We start from the raw sequence: 20,575 nt of genomic DNA on the forward strand, positions 1-20,575 counted from the left end.
TTTCAAATCTGTTTTTCTGAATTTCATATGCGATGAACCTAGATTTCCTATCAGGTTCATCGCATATTTTTCTACTTTCTTTTATCTACATACAACATGGGAATTTCAACACCTGAGAGCCATTCATTTGCCTGGACACTATACTTTCTAGGGAGGTTTGGTCATGCGAAAAAGTCTTATCGTTCTTCTCTGTCTGTTGCTTTCCTTCCCCGCCTCGTTCCAATCCGTTACTGCCGCTAAATCAAGCAGCGTTAAAAAGGTATACCGCCCTACCTCGACCGTACATTATGGCGGTGACGTGTTTGCGGTCAACCCCCTTTCTCCACCCAAGACCGTCCGTGTCAAACTTGCGAACGGTAAAAAAGTAAAACGATCCGTAAAGTGGAATAGTGTTCGCTTCGATAAAAAAATGATTGATCGAAAACAAAAAATTAAAGGGAATGTTTCGGGAACCTCTAAGAGTGCCTATTGGTACGTCACGATTAAAAATTATCCGAAATCGATTCTCCCTCCTGTCGTCAAGACGGTCGGGAAAAATCAATCGACCAAACTTCCAGAACGGCTATCAACGATTTTCGCTGGTGGGCAGCGCTATTCGTATCCACTCAAATGGACACGTACGACGACGGCGTCCTTCGGCAAGAAAAGTGTCAAGTACACAGCGGTTGGACGAAACGTCTTGATTACTGGAAAAAATACATTACGCGTCTCAAACGTCAAGCATGAAAACGTGAAGTATACGACGTTTGAAAGTGGTCGCCGAATGCTCGTCACCGGTCGTATCCTTTATCCGGCAAAAGGTATGACACATCATCTGTATCTGATTGACGATAAAGACCGTGTATCCATGTATCCGTTAAAGCGTGATCGACAAGGGTACTTCCGGATTGAAACGAGCGTATTACCAGTCGGTCGCTATGATGTCTCGATTTTAAGTGGGTCGCAAAATGCAGCGTCTTCGACCGTAACGATTCGAAACGTCGTCACACCTCCATCACCAGACGATTCAAGAAAACTCTTAAAGGTATTACTTGCCGGCCTCACGATCCCAAGTCCACTCCTTCAAGATATCCATCTGCCACAAGTGGAAGGTGCTACATTTAGTATTCGTTCCACCGATAGTAATTTGTCGCCTACCGGACAAGTCACTCGCACGGATCAAGAACGTGATGTCGCATTCACAATCGTAGGGAAATTAAATGGTCTTGAAGAAACACGTTCCTTTTCAGGTATCACGGTTCCAAAACGTGATCTGACGGACGAGGAACTGATCGATTTCACACTCGACAAATTCAAACTGGCAAGTCCGTTGACGAAGGATATTCAGTTACCACAAACAGAGGGCATCTCGTTTCAATTGTTGTCTTCAAACGAAAAAGTCGTCACGTCTGATGGTAAAGTACGTCGTGACCTGGCGGACCAACTCGTCACGCTGACATTGAAGGCTTCAAAAGGCAGTCTCGAAAAAACACGTCTCTACTCGAATATCACCGTTCCGAAAGTCGACAATGCAACGGAATTGTTCTTAGACGACTACTTGAGTCGTCTGACATTCCCGAATCCTTTAACAAGAGATTTAGTCTTACCTGCCGCTACGGGAACGACACTTTCTCTGACGTCTTCACTTCCGGATGTCCTCTCATCGACCGGGAAAGTGACACGCGGTCTGACCGACCAATCCCTTTCATTCCTCGTCTCTGCAACAAAGAACGGTGTGACACGCACACGCAGTTTTTGGAACTATCAAGTCCCAAAAAGAGATACAGCAATCGATGAATTATTGACAGACTACTTGAATAAGCTCGACATTCCAAGTATATTGACGCGTGATGTAAGTCTTCCAACAGTAGAGGGAATTCAAACGACTCTTTCTTCAACCAATACCTCTATTTTGTCAAATACAGGTCAAATCACTCGTGGTTTGACAGATAAAGTCGTTTCGTTTACAGTCATCGCCACGAAAGACGGTGTCACTAAATTGCGTACTTTTTCGAACTTGACGATTCCAAAGAAAGAGAATGCGACAGCCGACCTGCTTGATGATTACTTGAAAACGGTCGAAATCCCGTCACCTTTGACGGCTGATTATTACTTGCCGACCCCGATGACACCGGGAATCGAAACATCTCTCTTTTCAACGAACACAGCTGTCCTTTCGAATACAGGAAGCGTGACGCGCGGTCTGACTGATCAGCTCGTATCCGTGATAGTGACAGCGTCAAAAGACGGGGTCATTCGCAAGAAGGAGTTTCCGCTGATCACGGTCCCAAAACAAGATGTATTACCGGATGCTTTGATTGACACTTATTTAAATCAAGTCGAGATTGCTAGTCCGTTGAATCAAAACATTCAGTTGCCTCTCGCACCGGAAGGAATGACCGTATACCTGACCTCTTCTCAACCTGATGTCGTGGCAACATCAGGCGTGATTAAACCTGCAGACACTGATCGATCTGTCACAGTCAGTGTGACTGCTGTGCTGAACGGTGTTTCAAAGACGAGGATGTTTTCAAATCTTTCAATACCCGCACGTCCTCTGACAGTCTTAGAAGAACTGACGACTTATATAAATAGCCTTTCCCTACCGACATCACTCGTAAATAATCTTTCATTGAACCCACCTTCAGGTATCACCGTTAGTGTCGAGTCCTCCGCTACTTCGTTGTTATCGAGTACCGGTGTTCTCACACGCGATATCGTAGATCGAACGACTGATATTACGGTCCTTGCTTCAAAAAATGGTTTATCGCTCTCTAAACAATTTGAAAATATTTCAGTACCGAAACGTGCATTGACAGATACCGAAGAATTACAAAAGTATCTCAACCAACTGTCAATTCCTTCTTTAATAACCGAAAAGCTTAAATTAATCGACGAAGCGAATGCAGAAGGAATAAAAGTCACTTTGTCATCCAGTAATCCGACTGTACTTTTAAATGATGGATCTATTGCTCCAGCTGCAACCAACACTACTTTATCGTTAACAGTGACTGCTGAGAAAGGAACTGCTACGGAGATCAAAACCTTTAATCAGCTAACGGTTCCGATGAAAAATCCATCTCCTGCTGACATTGTCCAGTCTTATCTTGATAGCCTGAGCATTTCAAACATTTTAACGAATAATCTGGTTCTTCAAGCACCAACTGGAATCACTGTTTCGATTAAATCCGACAAGCCTTCCGTTGTAGCAAGTGGCGGAGTCGTCACTCAAGGTATCGTTGACGAAGTCGTCGATATCACAATAACTGCGACGAAAGACGGCATTACTAAAGATCGAACGATTACAGGTATCAAAGTTCCCTTGAGTCCAACAAAATTAGTAGATAAGGCGTTACAAGATCTATCCCTCAGTTCACTAACAGATTTGACGTCTTCACTCAGTTTGCCGACTCAAATCAATGGATTACCAATCACGTGGAAATCGAGTAATACGAATATCATCAGTAATACCGGTACTATCATTCCAGCCATTTCGTCACAGGCGTTTTCTTTGACGGCATGGATTACGAAAGACGGTATCCTAAAGAGCAAGACATTCGATGGAACGCTTGCCGGGAATCTCAGCCTCATCCTTAAAGAAGATCTCGCTCGCATCGCAGCTGTTAGTCCGACATTGAATGTCTACCTTGACTTAAAGTTACCGACGACGTTGAACGGGATACCACTTACGTGGAAATCAAGCAATGAAAGTCTTTTAACGAGTCTCGGGATCGTTAAAAATCGATCACAAATTATGCCTTTCACGCTTTCTGCGACGACTGGCAATACTTCAAGTATCCTGTCGCTCGCTACGCAAGATACTCAGATATCCTTACTTTCAAGCTTACTGAATGTCCTCGGAGGCATCGTCAATCCGATCGTCGATTCACTCTCGATAGGCAAGTCAGCGTCACTTCCTCAAAGCTATGGTGGCCTCCTTGGTATTGGTGCAAAACCAATCACCAATTGGACATCTTCGCATCCTGACATCGTGACGGTTCAAGGAAATCAAGCCGTCGTGACGCCAGACAAATATGAACACCTCGTCGTCTTGTTCGCAAAGTTTGGAGACGTTCCTAAACCGGTACCATTCATTATCAAGGTCCCTGCTAAAAAATAAGGCTTCCTCTCCCTCTGTACATTTTCAGTACAGAGGGGTTTTTTTTTTGAACTCTCTGTATGTTGACGTTTTTTAAAATCTCATTTCTTTATCATTTAAAACTGAAAATATATCCAGTAATTTCCTTGCTATACTACAGAAAAAGGAGGCATTCTGCGATGAAAAAAAGTATGACATGGACGGCACTCGTGACGCTTGGTCTCAGTAGCGCGGTCTATCTCTCGCCTGTTGGAGCGGCGACGGACGAATTCACAGTAGAAACGAAAAACATCAACACACGGACGGAAGTTTTAAAAGGGAAGGCACCTGCTGGATCAATCGTTGTCTTACAATCAGATGACACAGAGGAAGAAGACCTACAAGAAGTCGCCCATGCAAAAGCCGATACGAATGGGAACTATTCAATCGAATTGCCTGAAGAAGGATTGATCGGCGAGGATTTCTATGACTATCATCAATCCGACTCGGATGAATACGACTATGACGATGAGGATGAAGACAGCTCTTCAGACGTCACACCAAACTATTTCCTTGAAGTCGTAAGTGTCGATGATTATACGGGTGATGATGATGGAATGAACGACGGGTGGGACGAGTATTACGTAACACGTGCTGATTCTTACGGAGATGACGATGGGGGCGACGAACCCGGTGATGGTGATGATGACGGGTATGATGATGGAGATGAAGGGGACGAGCCGGGAGAGGATGATGGCGATACAACGGAAGAGCCACAAGATCCGATTTCGTACGACTTCGCTCCAATTGACCTCACAGTGCGTACGTTCATTCCAAAAGCAGCAACGGTCGATACGAAAACACTGACACGTACGACTCGAACCGTAACTGGATCTGTATCTAATAAAGATGTTCGCGTCGAAGCGTATGTCTATCATAAGTCGAGCAAATCATGGAAATTGCTCGGTAAGGCGAAGCCGCGCAGCAATGGTTCATACAAGATGTCGATCAATAAGAAATTGTACAAGAAAGATGCGAGCGTCGACTTCTATGTCGTCGGAAATCGTGATGCGGATGGTTTTAGTAAAGCGCTTCGTAAAAAATACAAGTAATCAAACTATAAACAAGTAATCAAACTATAAAAAGGAAGTGCGACATCGATATGTCGTGCTTCCTTTTTTGATACCTCTCCTCTTATTTTCTCAAAACTCCAATTCTGTAATCTCTCAATTCATAAGTCATAATCTAAAAAATTTTCTTAAATTTGAATTAATCTAAAAACACATTTCCATAAAAAGTTAATCAGAGCCTATAACGAAAGATTTTTTCCTTTAAACTAAAGAAGGTTACATTATTTGGTTTTAAACCGAATTTAATTCCTCAATTTTCTAATTAAAAGGAGCTACTATTCATGAATCGTCTCACGCGTTACCTACCTTCTTTAGCTGTGATTATCTTTAGTATCCTTGTCTTCTTATTACCCTTCCGTTGATCAATCTTTCCCTATGTCAGATACAATGAAAAAGCTGTCTCGACATACGTCGGGACAGCTTTTTGTAATCCTATTCTTATCTTTCTCTCTTTATCCTTCGCGTTGACTCTTTTTTCTTCTATTTAGAGACAGTAGAAGAATTCCGAATACCGCAAGCAAGAATCTAATAGGCTGAGTACTGAATGGCTCGGACTCACCCGTTTGAGGAAGACCGCCTGAATTCGATAATCTTGTCCCATCATCATTTGGTGTATCTGTTCCTCCACTTGGTACGTGAGGTGTTTTCGGATCATCAGGTTGTGTAGTGTCCTTTGGGTTACTTGGATCTTTTGGATCACCTGATCCACCTGGAGTATCTTCATCTTCAAATTCATAATCCGGATCAATCGTGTTCGTTACCGTGACACGAACGACGGCTTCCCCTCCGCTTTTCAGACGAATGATACGTGGTTCAGAATCTAACAAATAACCGACAGGTGCTTGCGTCTCGATGAGAGTATACTCACCGGAAACAAGATTCGGAATACGTGCTTCACCCTTCTTGTCTGTTTTAAAACGAGCAACACGCTTTCCTTGCGCACCCTGTAATTCAAACGTTGCATCTTTCAAGGCTTCACCGGATTCATCATCCACTTCATGAACAAGGAACGGCTTGAGTCGTTCATTAATGAGGACGAGTTGCTCCGCATCAGCTTGATTCTTCTCGATCACGACATCATGTGGTGTAGGGTCGAGCTCATATCCTGCAGGTGCTTTCGTTTCGATGAATCTGTATGTTCCTGGCGTCAGTCCTGTTACTAGGATTTCATCAGACGCATCTGTCACGAGGTTCGTCAGAATCGCCGTCTCGTTCGAATCATAGAGTGTAAATTCAGCACCCGCAAGAGGTTGGTTCGTGTTCTTAGACTTTTTGATCAACGTGACGTCTTGTCGAATTTTTTTTTGGTGATACTTGCACTTGATTCCAGCTGAGACACCGTGATCGCTTTATCAGCTTTGTCGATAAGATATCCTGGAGGTGCACTGATTTCACGTAACGTGTACGCTCCATATAAAAGACGACTGAAGATTCACGAGGCTCCATGTTGGATTCTTTGCCCTTAAAATGTTCTATATAAATGCTGTGAAAAATAAAGGTACGATGAACTTATAATGAAACGATATACATTACATATTATGAAATAAACTGACGATTTTTCATTTTTTAATTTACACATAACCCTTTATATTCCATTTTTTTATTTCGAATTAAATAATAATACATTTTCGGAGCATTCATTAGTTCTTATTCTTTTATCATTATACATTATGGGAAACAATGTGATTATGCATGTAATCCAAATACCATTATTTGCTTCCAATTCGGTATGGTGTTCGTGTACTCCAATTCTTGAAAGGACGTGGCAATATGTTAGTCAAAAGAAAAACCATTTATAAGTTCTCTATGATTATGATTGCGTCTATCCTCCTTCTCTCGTTGGTTACGACACTTCCGAAAAAATCATCTGCTGCTAGTGCCGTCATTACAATTGGTTATGGAGGCGCAAAAGATGTCGGAGACAAATTTAGTACGACTGAGACTGTTTCAAGAAAAGAACTCGTCAGTTTCTTGGAACAAATCAAAAAAGCCGAAAAAAGTGATAACGATTTAAATAATATCCGGTTTACGATCGCAGGTACGCTCGTGACGCACCCTATTGCGAAAACACTAAAAGCAAGCCTATCTTCTGGTCTTGCTTCTTATGTCATTTCTTCACTGGTCATCGATAAGGATTTGGGTTCAAAAAAAATCCAACAAATTTTAAATGCTTCGACGGCAAAGAAATTCAAGGTGAAGATCAGATATGAAAAACACACACGTGGTGCTTGGGATAAATGGTATGAAGCATATAGCTCTACCGTGGCTCCTGTAAAATAAGCTATAGCGATGATTGTTTGATTCTCAATTAAATCGTATAAATATGTTATACTAAATATTGTAAAATTAGTGGTTATGCCAAATCTTTAAGGAGTGAACGTATGTCGAATCGAAAAAAAGACTATCTGATTTCTTTATTGATCGTCATCTTCGCATCCATTGTCATCTTTACACTCGACTTACCAAAAGGAACTAGTTTTGCTGCGATTCTGATCGTCGTGATTCTTTCCGTTTTCTTGTACGAATTTCGCTTGCTCACTCAAGATAAAGCAAAACATAAAAATTAAAATTCCTATTAATGACTAACGACCTAAATCCTTTTCTATAAAGGGTTTAGGTCGTTTTTTAGTTTCATCTATCTATAGTTACGAGAAGACTTTCATTATTTCAAATAGAAAACTCACTCAAGTAAGCTCGGAGTATTATTTTTTCTTTACCTTATAATTAGATTTTTCGTTTAAATTTTTCAGACGCTTGCTTACTCACCGTCATGAACCGTACCGTACCCTTTTTGTCAAAATAGACTTCTATGGAGAGATCGTTCAATCGATAGCGATCGACAAGTTTGATGGTGTATTTCGCTAATGTCTTATCTGATTTTGAAAACTGATGCGAAATAGAAGGAGCGTACGTTTTTGAGGTAACTGGTTTACCAAAGACGGCCTGCATCTCCTTTTTTGAGATCGAGCGCTGTTCGAGTGCCGGGAGCATCGTCAGCAACTCAATCCGATTCGGCTGACGTTCTAAGGGGCGTGGATACCGTGAAGCAAGGACACTCCCCTTCCATTTCCCGTTCATGTTCATTTTCTCTTTCGGAATGAGCATCTTCCCCTTCGTTCCTTTGAGCTTCGAATACGATGAGGATAGGAGCGGTAAGCCTTCAAATGATTGGTGATCGAGTAGTGATTGTCGATGACGCTCTAACCACGGTATATCTTTTAGCGACGACAACTTCGGCGGTACGGCCTTACCCGTGACAGTCGTCGTGAATCCCTCGTAGGTCGCGGTTAAGATGTAGTCGCCTTCTGCTGCACCGTACAGTTTCCCCGATTGAATGAAGGCTGTTTCTGGATGATCCGTCTCCCAGGTGACTCCATTTTTGACGAGGACTGTCTTTCCGTCAGCTCGCGTGACTTCAAGTGCTAACGTTTCTGAAGAGCCCTTATCTACACGTTGACGAGCTTTTGGTATCTGAATCGCAATCGGTCGTTTCGATAGTTCTTTTCCACTGTAAATGTTCGTCTGGTTCGCGCCTTCAACAATGATAGAATGCGCTTCGTTGCTAAGTTCAACACCTGATTGATAAGAAAAATCCTGATTTTGATCGAGAGAGGTATAAATACGCTGTCCGGTCTTCCGTTCAAATAACGAGAAGGGTCGATCACTTCCGGACGAGGTGACCGCGATGAATGCCCCTGATTCGTCAATCGCGATGTCACTATAGGACACGTCACTTCCCATTACAAACTGCTCACTCGTCTGTGTCTTTTCAAGACCATGATTCAAATCGTAGACGTCAATCTGCGGTAACCCCTGTTCTCCGATGACGAGAAGTCCCTCATCGTTCATGTCAAATGCCTCGATACCATCTTCTTCTCTCGCATGGATGACGCCTGTATACGTCAAGTCAGAGGTGTAGAGATATACAGTAGACGAATAGACGACAGCAACATGATCGCGTGCGGTTAACAATTGACCGTATGGACTTGTTCCACGACTACTAATGAGTTGCTCCGCATCCAAATCATATGAGAGAAGTTTAGCGCTCCCTCCATTCTTTGCCAGCAACACGACCGTGTGCGTATTCGGAATGAACTGGACATCAACAAACTCGGAAAACTTGTTTTCGTTGTCGACAATCATCGATATTTCTTGAACTTTTGTTCCAAAAGCATTATAGACATGAAGCACTCCCTGCTTTACCACGACACGTCGTGTTTGATCGTCCGAGACATCGAATCCTTCAATCGAAGATTCCCTACCAGAAAGCGACTGAATGCGTTCCCCATTTTGAAGATCAATCAGACTGAGTTGTTGATAGGAAGACCACTCCCAAACACGTTCTTGTCCTTTGACGATTTGAAACTGTCCTGCTAATCCGAACGATCCTGTCAATGGTAGGGTGACTTCTGCTGCGACAGGTAATGCCCCTCCAAAAGATATGATTCCCCCAAGTAAAGCCATCATTATTTTTCTCATGCCTATCATCCTTTTTTATCTAACTTTCATTCATAGTTTAACGTATTCAAGGATAATAAAATTCCATTTTTTAAAACAAAAGAAAATATTTACAAGCATTTAAAATGATTTTGTTGATAAAGCTCTTTCCTTTTATTTGTTAAATAGAATGCATTAAAAACGTACATATTAAACGAATAGAGACAAGTATGTAATCATTTTCAACTCAATTTTTCTAACCATTCTATTTTGACATGACATACAATAATGGTAATACCATGAAATATTTTAAAGGAGTTGAATTGTATGATCGTTTTATTCAACAACGTAAAATCACCTCGCATGATTCTACCAAAAGAACGATTACATTTTTACATCGAATATGCTCAGCACTTAGAACAACAGGTAGCCAGTTGCACGATCGAAGATGTTGATTTTGATGCTCAAGTCATTCAAGCAGAAGTATATGATGGGGAGTGGCATCAACAATCGATTCCGTTTCCGTCTTTACTCTTAAATGAAAATTGTGTTGTTCCTTCACAGTCAGCGCATCCCGAAGAGGATCTACGCCTTCAGCAAGTCATTCCTCATTTCTTTCACCTGATTGATGATAAGTATGTCCTTCAACAAAAACTCGAAGACGCTGGATCATGGGGAACCTTATTCATCCCGACCGAACGATTAACAGGATTCGATCTATTCCTAACAAAGTTGAAAAAACATAATGTCACCGTCTTAAAACCAACGAACGCTTCTAAAGGAGCAGGGATATACAAAATCACCAAAGCGGCGGGGGTAGGCTATTCTGTAACCATTCAAGATCAGCGTCATATCTATACATATCAACAATTAAGAAAGTTGATTCTATCGTTGGTCGAACAAGGCAACTACATCATCCAACCATTCGTGACATCACGCACAGCAAGTGGCGAAACTTTTCATCTGCGCACACACTTAGTTCGAGACGCCTCTGGTCAATGGACGGTGCTCGCTTCCATTGCGGACGTTGCAAAAAAAGGACGGTTCATCACGAACTTAAGTGGCTATAAGACAGAACGAGCTGACGCGTTTCTTCAAAGGTTACATCCAGACGGAGACTTCATACATCGTGCACTCGTTGAGCAAAGTCTTTTACTAGCGAAGGCCATCGATGCCTTATATCCTTTCACCTTGCCGGAACTGGCTCTTGATTTTGCATTAGACGAAACATATGCCCTTCGATTCTTTGAAGCCAATACAGGACCAGAGATCATAGCTTATAAGGAAGAACGGGAACAATGTCGAGCAGAAGCCTTGATTCCTTTTGCTGACGCTGTATCGAAGGCGATCGAAGGAGTTCCTATCGAACAACGATTTGGACGATATTTTAAAGTGGGACAATGAACTTTCATTTAAAATTAAAAGACCTGAATCCTCTAAATCAGATTCAGGTCTTAAGCCAGTTCTGTTTTTTTACATAAATCATCATTGTAAAAAGATATAGGTATTCCATCTACCTTTTACATACAACAGCTAACTAAAATTTATAGTAGATGTCGAAAAGCTTTATAAAATATCTATAAAAAGCATCAATTTGAACTGCCCTATAAAAGGTGGATATGAAAATCCAATTTTTATAGAGCAGTTTTTAAATCAAGTTCAAAGCAAACACTTCGTTTCCGCTTCATTACACAGTCTTTTATACCGGACGTTTTTTCTGATCGAAGAACAAGTTCAAATCTGTCTTGTCTGTATCAGCAGCCAAGGCGTTCTGAATAATTCCGTTTAAGGCTTGCATTTTTGATTTTTCGAAGAACGGCACCTGGATTTCATACGGCGTACCTGATTTCTCAATTCGTAATGTCGTCTGAACGCTACTCAACACGATACACACACCAAACGCAAACACAACTAAACCAGTCAAAAACGAACTAGCAATCGTTGAAAATCCAAAAAGCGCCACAAACAATCCCACAATCATCGGCTTAAAGCGATATTTAGTCGATAACATCGAACCCGAAATGTTTTTTAATGGAATGCTTTGCTGATCGCGACCAGCAGGAATAATTCCGAGGATTGTGTTCGTCAAGTTCGTTTTAACGAAACGAGAATCGACTTCAACCTCACCTTTTAACCAAAAGAAGATGAGACTGATGGAAAATACAACTTTGTTCATAATTTTCTTACTCCATTTCTTTATTGAACTTTTATTTGAAAAAACAATGATTTCATATAATCAGAATACCATTTCCATTTTTTTCTTTCTTCAATAATTTTATTAATATAGCAAACTGTTTTATCACAATCCAATTTCCCTTTTGTTTAGAAACGATAGACTCGTTTACAGCACACTGATAACTCTTAAACCAACTCAACAGAAACAATTTTTCTAACTCGCGCTCTAATCTGCGATGAGTCATCTTATCTTTTTTCCCTAAATAAATGAAGGTGATATCAATTGCTCCCCTCGTTGACTCAAGAAGACATACGGACTCTCTGACGCCTGACGATGTTTCGTTCTATCTTCTTCCACATACTGACGTAGACAACGTAATGTATCTTCGCGTAATGGGACTTCACGGACCTTATCTCCCTTCCCATGGACCTCGATGCTTCTTCCTATCCAGTCGATTTGCCATAAGCATAACTCGACCAACTCACTTGCTCGAAGCCCTGCATACAATAAGAGATGAATCAGCGACTGGTTCCGATAAGACAGGGACGGTAGGACTTGTTGGACCCGATGCAATTCTTCTTCCGTCAAGACGTCGACCTGATGACTTCCCTGCGCTACCTTGATACGGTCACTCCAGTAAATCCATCGTCGATCCAGCTTGCCTTGTGCCATCAGAAAGTCATTGTAGGCAGTCATCGCATTGAGAAACTTATTGATCGTCGCCGCCTTTCTCCCATGGTCGAGTAGATGTTGTTTATACGACAGGATGTCCTCACGTGAAGAAAACGTCCCTCTCTCACTGAACTTCTCGACTTCTGCGACATAGCTATCAATCGTACTCAGTTGCCGTCCTTGTTCATAGAGGAATCGTCGGAAGGATTCGCGTTCCCCGTTTGCTATTCCCGATGTCATTGGTCCATCCCCTCTCGATTATTTTCGGGGTTTCGGGGGTAAGAAGACGAAAATCCCCGAAACCCCGTTTTTTTACGCGGAGATACATCTCTATATCTGGTGAAAACAGAATCGGGGAACGGGAAATCTCCCCACCGTTCTACTAGGCGTCTCTTCGAAACTCCCGGCAGTTCTACTTTTGTCTTCTGTTCCTTGACTGAATATCTACCGAAACCGTTGGTATACAACACTTCTGTTCCTTTCTTTACTCCTAGCAGTCTTAATGAACAGTCAGGAGTCACAGACCACGACACTTGCACGCGACACTACGTCTAGTCCTGAAATAGGACAAATAAAAAAGACCTTCTCACTCGAAAAGCTCTACGACTCGTTCTAGATATTCGACGTAAGACTGGATGACCAGCCGGTCATCTTCGTCCATGATGTTCTTGATACTTCGTTGGACACGTGACCGATCGACATGAATGACGTCTTGTACGACATCCTCTAATACCTGTTCGATGACATCTTCTTCGGTCAATAATTCTCCCTCATAACAATCTAGCGTCTCATCATATTGACGATAATAGTCCTTTCCTTCAAGCACTACTCGATGATATTTTCGCATTCTGATTTCCTCCTTTGTTATTCTCCACGACATCGCATCTTTTTACATACACTTAGTGTCGTCATACCTAATCAATCCTCATCATGACTTCTATTCGTCGTATAGTTCATAGGCAATCGTTCTTCCATCACATATCCATACCTCATAGACCAGCCGATACGTATGCGGATCATAACCCATTCCAGCAATCCATTCCTTTCCTCCTTCATCGACATAAACGAACGTATCGAACTGTATAGGATCAGGAAGCGACGAAAGATGTTCCGACGGAACCACAGACGGATCAATCTCCGAATGCTCGAACAGGTAAGATTCCATCCCGAATTCATCGACGGCTACTACCTTACCAAATAGCTGCTTGATCCGAACGACAAACCCGATTCTTTTATCCAATGCAACCTCTCCTTTCTCAAAGTAAATGAAAAGAGCATTCACTCCGGATTGGAATGAATGCCCTTTATCGTTCTTACAAGGTAATAATATATATTTGAAAAGATAATAAAGACCCATCAAAATTCGATGGGTCTTTATTATCGAATAACAGAATCACAAGAAGTAGATTCTTATATTCGAGGAAAGGAATTAGTTGTTAGAAATAACAACTTTATCGCCAACTGAAAGTTTGTTTCCAGCTGCATCAACGATGTCAATTGTTCCAAGAGCTTTTAATGCAAGACCTTTTGTTAATTGGTCTGCTGTTACTACAGCTCCTAATTCAATTGTAGCTGTTTTTCCATCAACTGCTAAAGCAACATCTTCGTTAGATGCTAATGAAGTAGTCTCAGAATAAACATCAAAGTCAGCTGCTGTGCCTGTCTCAGATACAACTTCACTGAAAGTAAGTGTAATTGTTTTGAGATTTGCGCCTAATTTAGCAGTTACAGTAGGTGCAACGTTCTCTTTCAATGTGATTGGAAGAGTTGTAGTGTTCATAGCAACAGAAGATCCAGCCGCTTTTACGTTCTGAACAGTTACGTTACGTGCTCCAGTGAATGTGTTTGAATCTGCTTTCAATTTCAGCGTAACAACTTTAGTGTTAGCAGAGTTTACTGTAGCCGATTCAACGATTGCGCCACCTACGATGTAGTTCGCTGCGTTTGTTGCAGTAGCTGCATCAACGTTTTCAGCAAATGCTACAGTGATTTCATTGTTGTTTGTAAGTGATTGAGCAATTGGAGTGTATCCAGGTACACCTGTATCATTAAGTGCTTGAACTGTCGTGTTAGCTGCAACACCGTCTTTTCCGCGTGTGAACGAAGAAGTTCCAGAAGTGACAGCTACGCCGAACTCACTTGTTACTCCAGTAAGTGCGAAGTTCAATGCATATTTTGCACCTTCTACATCACTCGTTGCAAGTAATGTATCTAATTTAACACGAAGGACTTTTTTGTTGTCTGCGTTTTTATAAGCAATAGCAGTTGGGTCAAACGCAGCTACATCTCCGTCAATTGAAGTTGTTACGAAATCTTTTACATAAGAACTATCTTGAACATCGATAAGTGGAGTTACAAGATCAACATTTTTATCGAATGTTAATTCGAGATATTCTGCTTTATCAGTTGCATCAACAACTACAGCAGAAGAAACGATTTTAGGTGCAACAGTATCGCTGACAAACTTGACAACACGGTTAGTCGCAGCTTGTACTTCGCCACTTCCATCGACAGCACCAGAGATTGTGACAACTTTATCTCCAGATAATACTGCGCTAGCTTCTACAACAACTTTCTTAGCATCTTTAGAATCGATTGAAATTTTACCAGCAGCTACAGGAGCGCCATCGATTGATACAGAAGGTTTAGTTGAAAGTGCTTCAGAGAAAGTGATTTCGAACGTTTTAGCGCCAGACTGAACTACAGAAGAAACAGTTGGAGCGACGCCATCTTTATCACCTTTTTGGATTGATACTGTAGCTGGGTTTGGAGTCAACAAGTTACCCGCTTTATCAGCTGCACCGATGATTGTAGCGATGATCTCTTTACCAACTGGAACAGATACGTTCGAGAGGTCGAGCTCAACAGCCATACCGCCATCAACTAGTACACCTTCGCCAGTGATACCAGAAACAACAGTACCGTCAGCAAGTTTGAATGTAGTTGAACCAGCACTTGTCATAGGCTCAGAGAATTTTAATTTTACTTTTGTAGCAGTAATACGTTCAGTGCCAACGATTGAAGGTGCGACAGCATCTTTTTCAATTGTTAAGATTTTACCGAACTTCTCTACAGATGCGCCAGTAACAGTTTTTACTTTATCAACTTCTACATCGTAGCGTTTTTCAAGCAACTGAGTTGAAGTAACAACCAATGTCTTACCATCTTCACTCAACTTACCAGTTAATGTACCGTCTGTAACAGAGTCGATCGAACGGAATTTAAGAACTCCAGTTGCTAATGTACCTGATACGCCATCAGCGAATACTGATTTAGCATCTACAGCTTTATTGAATGCAACTTCAAGTTGAGTAGCGTTAATCGCCTAATCTCCAGAAGATTACCCCAACTCGTGTGATACTACGATTTCTGAACACCCCCAACGAAACCCGTCCCCTATACGCTTTCCACTCGTACGATTCCTGAACGAATCCTCTAAGAATCGATCTCCTCTCTGACAGATTCCCATATGAAATACTTACGAGTCGCGTCATCTTTTATCAGGGTAATACACTATCTCTGAAGATTACTTACAAGTAACGAGTTTCTTCTATAGTAATAGTTTTTCGTACCATGCCTCTATTCGGGTCAAATCACCGGCTTATCCGCGTTTGATGCATTCGTCCTCCCATTTATACCTTTCTGACTTATCTCCGGCTTTCCGCGCCTATTTGATACCAAATTGACGGTGTTCTCTGTCTCTCGACAAAAAAAAGGAGCGACTCTCCGCTCCTCCTAATCTTGTCTTCTATTTTTCTCTGGGAGTGATGTTCGATAGGTCGGCGCATAACGCGTGATGAACTCGATCAATCCGATCGTTACGATCTCTCCTTGGGTCATGTTCATGTCTTTTGCCAAGAGCGGAATCAGTTCCGACATGGACTGGGGCAACGTGACCGTCTTATTTTGCCGAAGAGGTCCGAAGCTATACCGAGGGACTGGCTGTCCTATCTCTTCCTCTTGCATTTTTTCTTCGAGCAATCGGCGTAAAGGACCTACATGTTGGAGCAAGTACTGGATGAGGTCACGTCCTGCCTCGCTCGTAACGAGCGCATCAGGTGTCGGTATTCCCTCTTCTTTTGCCTTAAACAGGACGGAAGAATCTGCTTCTTCTACAACGGGGTTCGTATGTGTAACCGAAGGAAGGGCTACCGGACAATATGTCTGCTCCTTATCCGACCAGACATAGCCTGCTTGCCGCATCATTTTTCCGAGTGCTTCCATCGTCTCGAAACCATATTTCTTGGCTACTTGATCGACTCGAACGTTACTACTCCGAAGAGACTGGATAACTTGTTTGGGAAGATTCGTCTTTTCCCATGTCTTTAGTCGTTCTTCGGATTGTTCCTCTTCTTTGACGAATTGATCGTTCTTCAGTCTATATCCTTCCCGACGCATGAACATGTCGATGCTGGAGAAGCTCTTATACCCATACCGTTCTGTGATCTCCGTCCGGGAGACACCCTCCTCCATCATCTGTACAATCATTGCTATCTTTTGTTCCTTTTCATTCATCAGATGCAACTCCCTTCTCAGGTAAGAATCGAACATTGGAAATCGCCTCTTGAAGGTCGTCTTGATAGACATGCATATACCCGGAAGTCGTTCGAACAGACTCATGACCAAGTACTTTCTGAATATGGACGATGTTGACGTTTTGTTTGACCAACCAGCTGGCATAGCTGTGTCGTAGAATATGCGACGTCACATGTTTGTCGATTCCTGCTTGTTTCGTCGCTCGTTCGAGGACCAAGTTGATGTAAGCAATCGAGATCGTTCCGGTTCGTTTAGTAGCGAAGAACAACAAGGACTGTGTAGCAGGGCGATGATGCATCAGATAATCTTGCAACGCGCTCATCAGTTCCTCATTGATCGGGACGGTTCGCGCTTTGTCCCCTTTTCCATGCCGGACCCGAATGCATTGACCATCGAAGTCCACATCGTCGAGTGTCAATTGGATCGCTTCGGATACACGTAATCCGGCAAGAGCTTGGACCAAGGCAATGTATCGGACGATGGGGATATCAATACACGACACGAACAAATAGAACTCATCTTGTGTCAGGTGCTCCCGTTCCGTTTTCCGGACACGCGGCAGTTGGAGGCGTGCCGTCGGGTCTTTTCCGACTACATCTTGAATCTCAAGGAAACGGAAGAAGCTACGCATGGCAGAGACATATCGTTTTGCACTTGCAACTTGTAGCTTTCGTTCTTGGAACAAGTGGGTGAAGTAAGGCTGGATGTGTTGATGAAGCGTAATGTCTCGGCAACGAATCGGTCCATTCATCCGTTCTGAGAAGTAGCGGTTGGCATCGAGTAGTGATAAGCGATATCCCCGAATCGTCTCACGACTTTTCTTTTGGAAGGCAAGAGACTCGACGAACGCTTCGATGGCTTCTTTCATTGTGATATTTTGATCCAATCCGTACTGAGTAAGAATATGAGCATCCATTGGTCGAATTCCTTTCATGACGCGTACTTTACGCCATTTGTTTTGTATTTTGGACTAGAAGACCAGACCGATAATAAGGAGCGGACTCCTTCTCAATCATCGGAATGGGTACAGCTATAGCAACAAGCGATTGGGTCTCGTACACTGGATGGACTGCATCCATCTGATCCAGATGTGTTCGGGATGCGTGATGCCATGTAAGAAAAGGTGTATGACTCTATCCATCAGTTGTCGAACTCGAATTCATCTTCATCCGGTGGCGTTTCGAGTTTAGGCTTCTTCTTAACAGTGGAATGCACAACGTTACGCCGGATTTCAGGCTTTTTACGGATGACCGTATGGGTGACTCCTGGTGGATTCAGTTCACCTAACGTCATCTCGGAAATATATTCATCCAGAATGTCTTCTTCGATTTTAAATAAATAGCACGAATCTTCTGACTTTTTTACCTTCTTTTCTGTCATCTTCTCTCGTAACTCTTCTTCCATCTCATCAAAAATCCGAATACGACGTTCGTTACGATCACTCTCTCCGATGATCCACCCTCGTTCTCGCCATTCACGTCCTAGTACGGTTATACTTTGATACCCATCGGTTGTCATCCAGTTCTGGACAATATTACGAAGAATCGCTACTTCATAATGCTTTCCTTTTTTGATGACTTTACCGTAGATGGCTGTCCGATCTGGCGTCTTTCCTTTGATTTTGAAGTGGTTCAAGTTCTTAATCACCAATTCCTGAATCGTATGATAAGCGTTCTGGGCAATATCGAGATCCTTTGTTTGTTCCAAGAAAGAATCAATCAACATCTCATCGATTCGTGTCATCCCTTCGTGCAAACTCTTACGCGCAACATCAAAGGTATCCGGCATCGCTTCTGCCAGGAGTTCAAGTGCGAGAGAGACGGCTGACAACATGTTCGTTGCTCGGTCCCGATAAGCGGAAGAAGGCAATTGGTTCCGGAACTGCTCCCGTCGTTTGTCAAAACGTTCGCTCACCTGAATCGGATTTTGACGGAGAAGATAGACGGCAAGCGTCACACCGAGGTGTCCATGATAGGACTGAATCATCCGGGAGACCTGTTCGGCAATCGCGGCATTCGGCATGAAATCGAGATTGATAAATTCGAGGTAACGGATACTAACACCAGCACTCTTGAGTTCGGTCTTCTGCGCTACATTTTGTCGGATACCTTGCTCACCTGTTGATAGGAAAACGGTACTCCAATCTCCTCCTTGTCGGGTTTCCATGTCACCGTTCAGTCGAAGACGTTCCTCCCCTTGTGAAAACTCATAGATGATATTCGTCATGCTGCCTTGGAAGATACTTGCCTCATCCAGAACCATCGCTAGTCCATAGTTCCGGTTCGCAAGATTGATGATGGCATTCTTCGTCGAGACCCAAGAGACGGATAACGGTTGCTGATACGGATTCCCATTCATGGAGACAGCGAACCGAGCGGCGGTCGTCTTCCCACGGGACGAGTTACTGTGCAAGTGAATCAGAAAAGGCATCAGGTCCGGTCGTGTCAGACGAAGGTAACCGAGTAAGATGCTTGATACACCAGCACCCATCATCAGACGGATCGTATCGTATTTCAGGAGTGGAGTCAGTTCTTCCATATACGCGGATAGATCCCCTTTGATGGCAATCGCCTTCTCATACTTCTTCGAGAGCATACTTGGCTTAAGAACGATTTCCGTTTTCTCCTCATCATTTGTAAATCGACCAGGAGCATGACCAAATTCGTAGCGTGCGATGTTGTTCTCCTCTCGAATGAGCCAGCCAACAAAATCATGACGATACATGGGCTGGAAGCGAGTAGCTGATAGCATTAGATAAAAAGCAACAGCGCTGCGTGTATGTTGGTTCGGATACATCACGACTCCTTCAGAAATCAGCTTTTCTATTCCTTCCTCTACCAATTTACTATTCGAGATTCGTGTTTCTCGATATCCATGGTTCACTGCATAAATGATGGATAATTCTCGTGCGTTAGTACCTGCCATTTCCCGTACTTGACTGACGAAAAGGCAACTGCATAAAGAATTTTTCTCACGAACATATTCGCTAGCCTCTGTGTCCCAGCGTAAACTATACACGCCATCTTCTAGAACGACATATAAAGGAGATCCATCAGCTTTTCGGATGAGATATTCTTTTTTCGCACGCAACCCCTCGATCGTGATAGAGTCACCTTTATTCTTCCGCTCTGTTTCGGAATCGATATCCTCCACTCGATCAATCAAAGAAAGGACAGTTGGATACCGTGATTCTAGTGTAGAAGACCAAGAAGATAGCTCATCATTCCGATCATTGGCATCAACATCTCCTTCTGAAGAAAGATCATCTTCTTCCGAAAGCATATGCTCTTCACATTCATCATAAGAAGCATGCTCTGTTTCGTGTTCAGGTCCCGCTTCTTCATGATGTAAGTCATGATTTACGACTTGATTTGTTTCTTCTGAGGATTGTGATTCTTGCAACTCGTTGTAATTTTTATCCATATCATTCTCTCCTTGATTCATCTACTCAAAGATGAATTAGAGCTTTGAATTACTCATTCGCTTCCGATGAGTTGGCTCATGCTAAGGAATATACAGTAAAAATTCTTTATTATGCAAGCCCCTAAATCCCATCGTAGAGGCATT

17 protein-coding genes are annotated in these 20,575 nt (G+C 42.6%); 5 read left to right on the top strand and 12 right to left on the bottom strand.

What is annotated here, in order from left to right:
• Nucleotides 1-163 precede the first annotated feature (163 nt).
• Both ADM98_RS16030 and ADM98_RS17415 read left to right on the top strand, forming a co-directional pair.
• Nucleotides 164-4,099 carry an immunoglobulin-like domain-containing protein gene (locus ADM98_RS16030; RefSeq protein WP_053454362.1) on the top strand — a complete coding sequence of 1,312 codons (3,936 nt, stop codon included), beginning with the start codon at nt 164-166 and terminating at the stop codon, nt 4,097-4,099.
• Between the two features lie 158 nt (nt 4,100-4,257).
• Nucleotides 4,258-5,169 carry a hypothetical protein gene (locus tag ADM98_RS17415; protein WP_053454363.1) on the top strand — a complete coding sequence of 304 codons (912 nt, stop codon included), beginning with the start codon at nt 4,258-4,260 and terminating at the stop codon, nt 5,167-5,169.
• Nucleotides 5,170-5,639: 470 nt separating this feature from the next.
• Here the strand turns inward: ADM98_RS17415 and ADM98_RS16040 are convergent, their stop codons facing one another.
• Together ADM98_RS16040 and ADM98_RS17755 are read right to left on the bottom strand one after the other, a co-directional pair.
• A complete protein-coding gene (locus ADM98_RS16040) occupies nt 5,640-6,467 on the bottom strand; it encodes an MSCRAMM family protein (RefSeq protein ID WP_053454364.1) in 828 nt (275 codons plus the stop codon).
• Entirely contained in the window at nt 6,464-6,619 is a 156-nt protein-coding gene (locus ADM98_RS17755) for a prealbumin-like fold domain-containing protein (protein ID WP_160315955.1), read from the bottom strand. Before ADM98_RS17755 ends, ADM98_RS16040 begins: the two co-directional genes overlap by 4 nt.
• Before the next feature lie 338 nt (nt 6,620-6,957).
• On the opposite strand from ADM98_RS17755, the gene ADM98_RS16045 reads away from it, so the two are divergent.
• Together ADM98_RS16045 and ADM98_RS16050 are read left to right on the top strand one after the other, a co-directional pair.
• The gene (locus ADM98_RS16045; RefSeq protein WP_053454365.1) at nt 6,958-7,467 is read left to right on the top strand and encodes a hypothetical protein; all 510 of its coding nucleotides are present in this window, start codon (nt 6,958-6,960) and stop codon (nt 7,465-7,467) included.
• Nucleotides 7,468-7,568: 101 nt separating this feature from the next.
• A complete protein-coding gene (locus ADM98_RS16050) occupies nt 7,569-7,754 on the top strand; it encodes a hypothetical protein (RefSeq protein WP_053454366.1) in 186 nt (61 codons plus the stop codon).
• A 157-nt stretch (nt 7,755-7,911) separates the two neighbouring features.
• Here the strand turns inward: ADM98_RS16050 and ADM98_RS16055 are convergent, their stop codons facing one another.
• Entirely contained in the window at nt 7,912-9,666 is a 1,755-nt protein-coding gene (locus tag ADM98_RS16055) for a hypothetical protein (protein WP_152910988.1), read from the bottom strand.
• A gap of 285 nt (nt 9,667-9,951) precedes the next feature.
• Between ADM98_RS16055 and ADM98_RS16060 the strand changes: the two genes are divergently transcribed.
• The gene (locus tag ADM98_RS16060; RefSeq protein WP_053454368.1) at nt 9,952-11,028 is read left to right on the top strand and encodes a YheC/YheD family protein; all 1,077 of its coding nucleotides are present in this window, start codon (nt 9,952-9,954) and stop codon (nt 11,026-11,028) included.
• A gap of 295 nt (nt 11,029-11,323) precedes the next feature.
• Here ADM98_RS16060 and ADM98_RS16065 read toward each other — a convergent pair whose 3' ends face one another.
• The 9 genes from ADM98_RS16065 to ADM98_RS16105 form a co-directional block, all read right to left on the bottom strand.
• On the bottom strand, nt 11,324-11,800 hold the full coding sequence (locus tag ADM98_RS16065; RefSeq protein WP_053454369.1) for a hypothetical protein: 477 nt from the start codon (nt 11,798-11,800) through the stop codon (nt 11,324-11,326).
• 258 nt (nt 11,801-12,058) lie between these two features.
• Entirely contained in the window at nt 12,059-12,712 is a 654-nt protein-coding gene (locus ADM98_RS16075) for a tyrosine-type recombinase/integrase (RefSeq protein ID WP_053454371.1), read from the bottom strand.
• Nucleotides 12,713-13,058: 346 nt separating this feature from the next.
• Complete coding sequence (locus tag ADM98_RS16080) at nt 13,059-13,319, bottom strand: hypothetical protein (RefSeq protein WP_053454372.1); 261 nt, start codon at nt 13,317-13,319, stop codon at nt 13,059-13,061.
• Nucleotides 13,320-13,409: 90 nt separating this feature from the next.
• On the bottom strand, nt 13,410-13,712 hold the full coding sequence (locus tag ADM98_RS16085) for a hypothetical protein (RefSeq protein ID WP_053454373.1): 303 nt from the start codon (nt 13,710-13,712) through the stop codon (nt 13,410-13,412).
• Between the two features lie 189 nt (nt 13,713-13,901).
• Complete coding sequence (locus ADM98_RS16090; RefSeq protein WP_160315954.1) at nt 13,902-15,647, bottom strand: hypothetical protein; 1,746 nt, start codon at nt 15,645-15,647, stop codon at nt 13,902-13,904.
• A gap of 560 nt (nt 15,648-16,207) precedes the next feature.
• Complete coding sequence (locus ADM98_RS16095) at nt 16,208-16,987, bottom strand: hypothetical protein (protein WP_053454375.1); 780 nt, start codon at nt 16,985-16,987, stop codon at nt 16,208-16,210.
• Nucleotides 16,980-17,942, bottom strand: coding sequence for a tyrosine-type recombinase/integrase (locus ADM98_RS16100; protein WP_082318579.1), 963 nt, complete (start codon nt 17,940-17,942; stop codon nt 16,980-16,982). The genes ADM98_RS16095 and ADM98_RS16100 overlap by 8 nt, the downstream gene beginning before the upstream one ends.
• Before the next feature lie 10 nt (nt 17,943-17,952).
• A complete protein-coding gene (locus tag ADM98_RS17670) occupies nt 17,953-18,087 on the bottom strand; it encodes a hypothetical protein (protein WP_268760726.1) in 135 nt (44 codons plus the stop codon).
• Between the two features lie 61 nt (nt 18,088-18,148).
• Nucleotides 18,149-20,431 carry a DUF927 domain-containing protein gene (locus tag ADM98_RS16105; RefSeq protein WP_053454377.1) on the bottom strand — a complete coding sequence of 761 codons (2,283 nt, stop codon included), beginning with the start codon at nt 20,429-20,431 and terminating at the stop codon, nt 18,149-18,151.
• Nucleotides 20,432-20,575: the final 144 nt, after the last annotated feature.

Origin of the sequence: Exiguobacterium sp. BMC-KP, from assembly GCF_001275385.1 — a bacterium.
Lineage (GTDB): Bacteria > Bacillota > Bacilli > Exiguobacteriales > Exiguobacteriaceae > Exiguobacterium_A.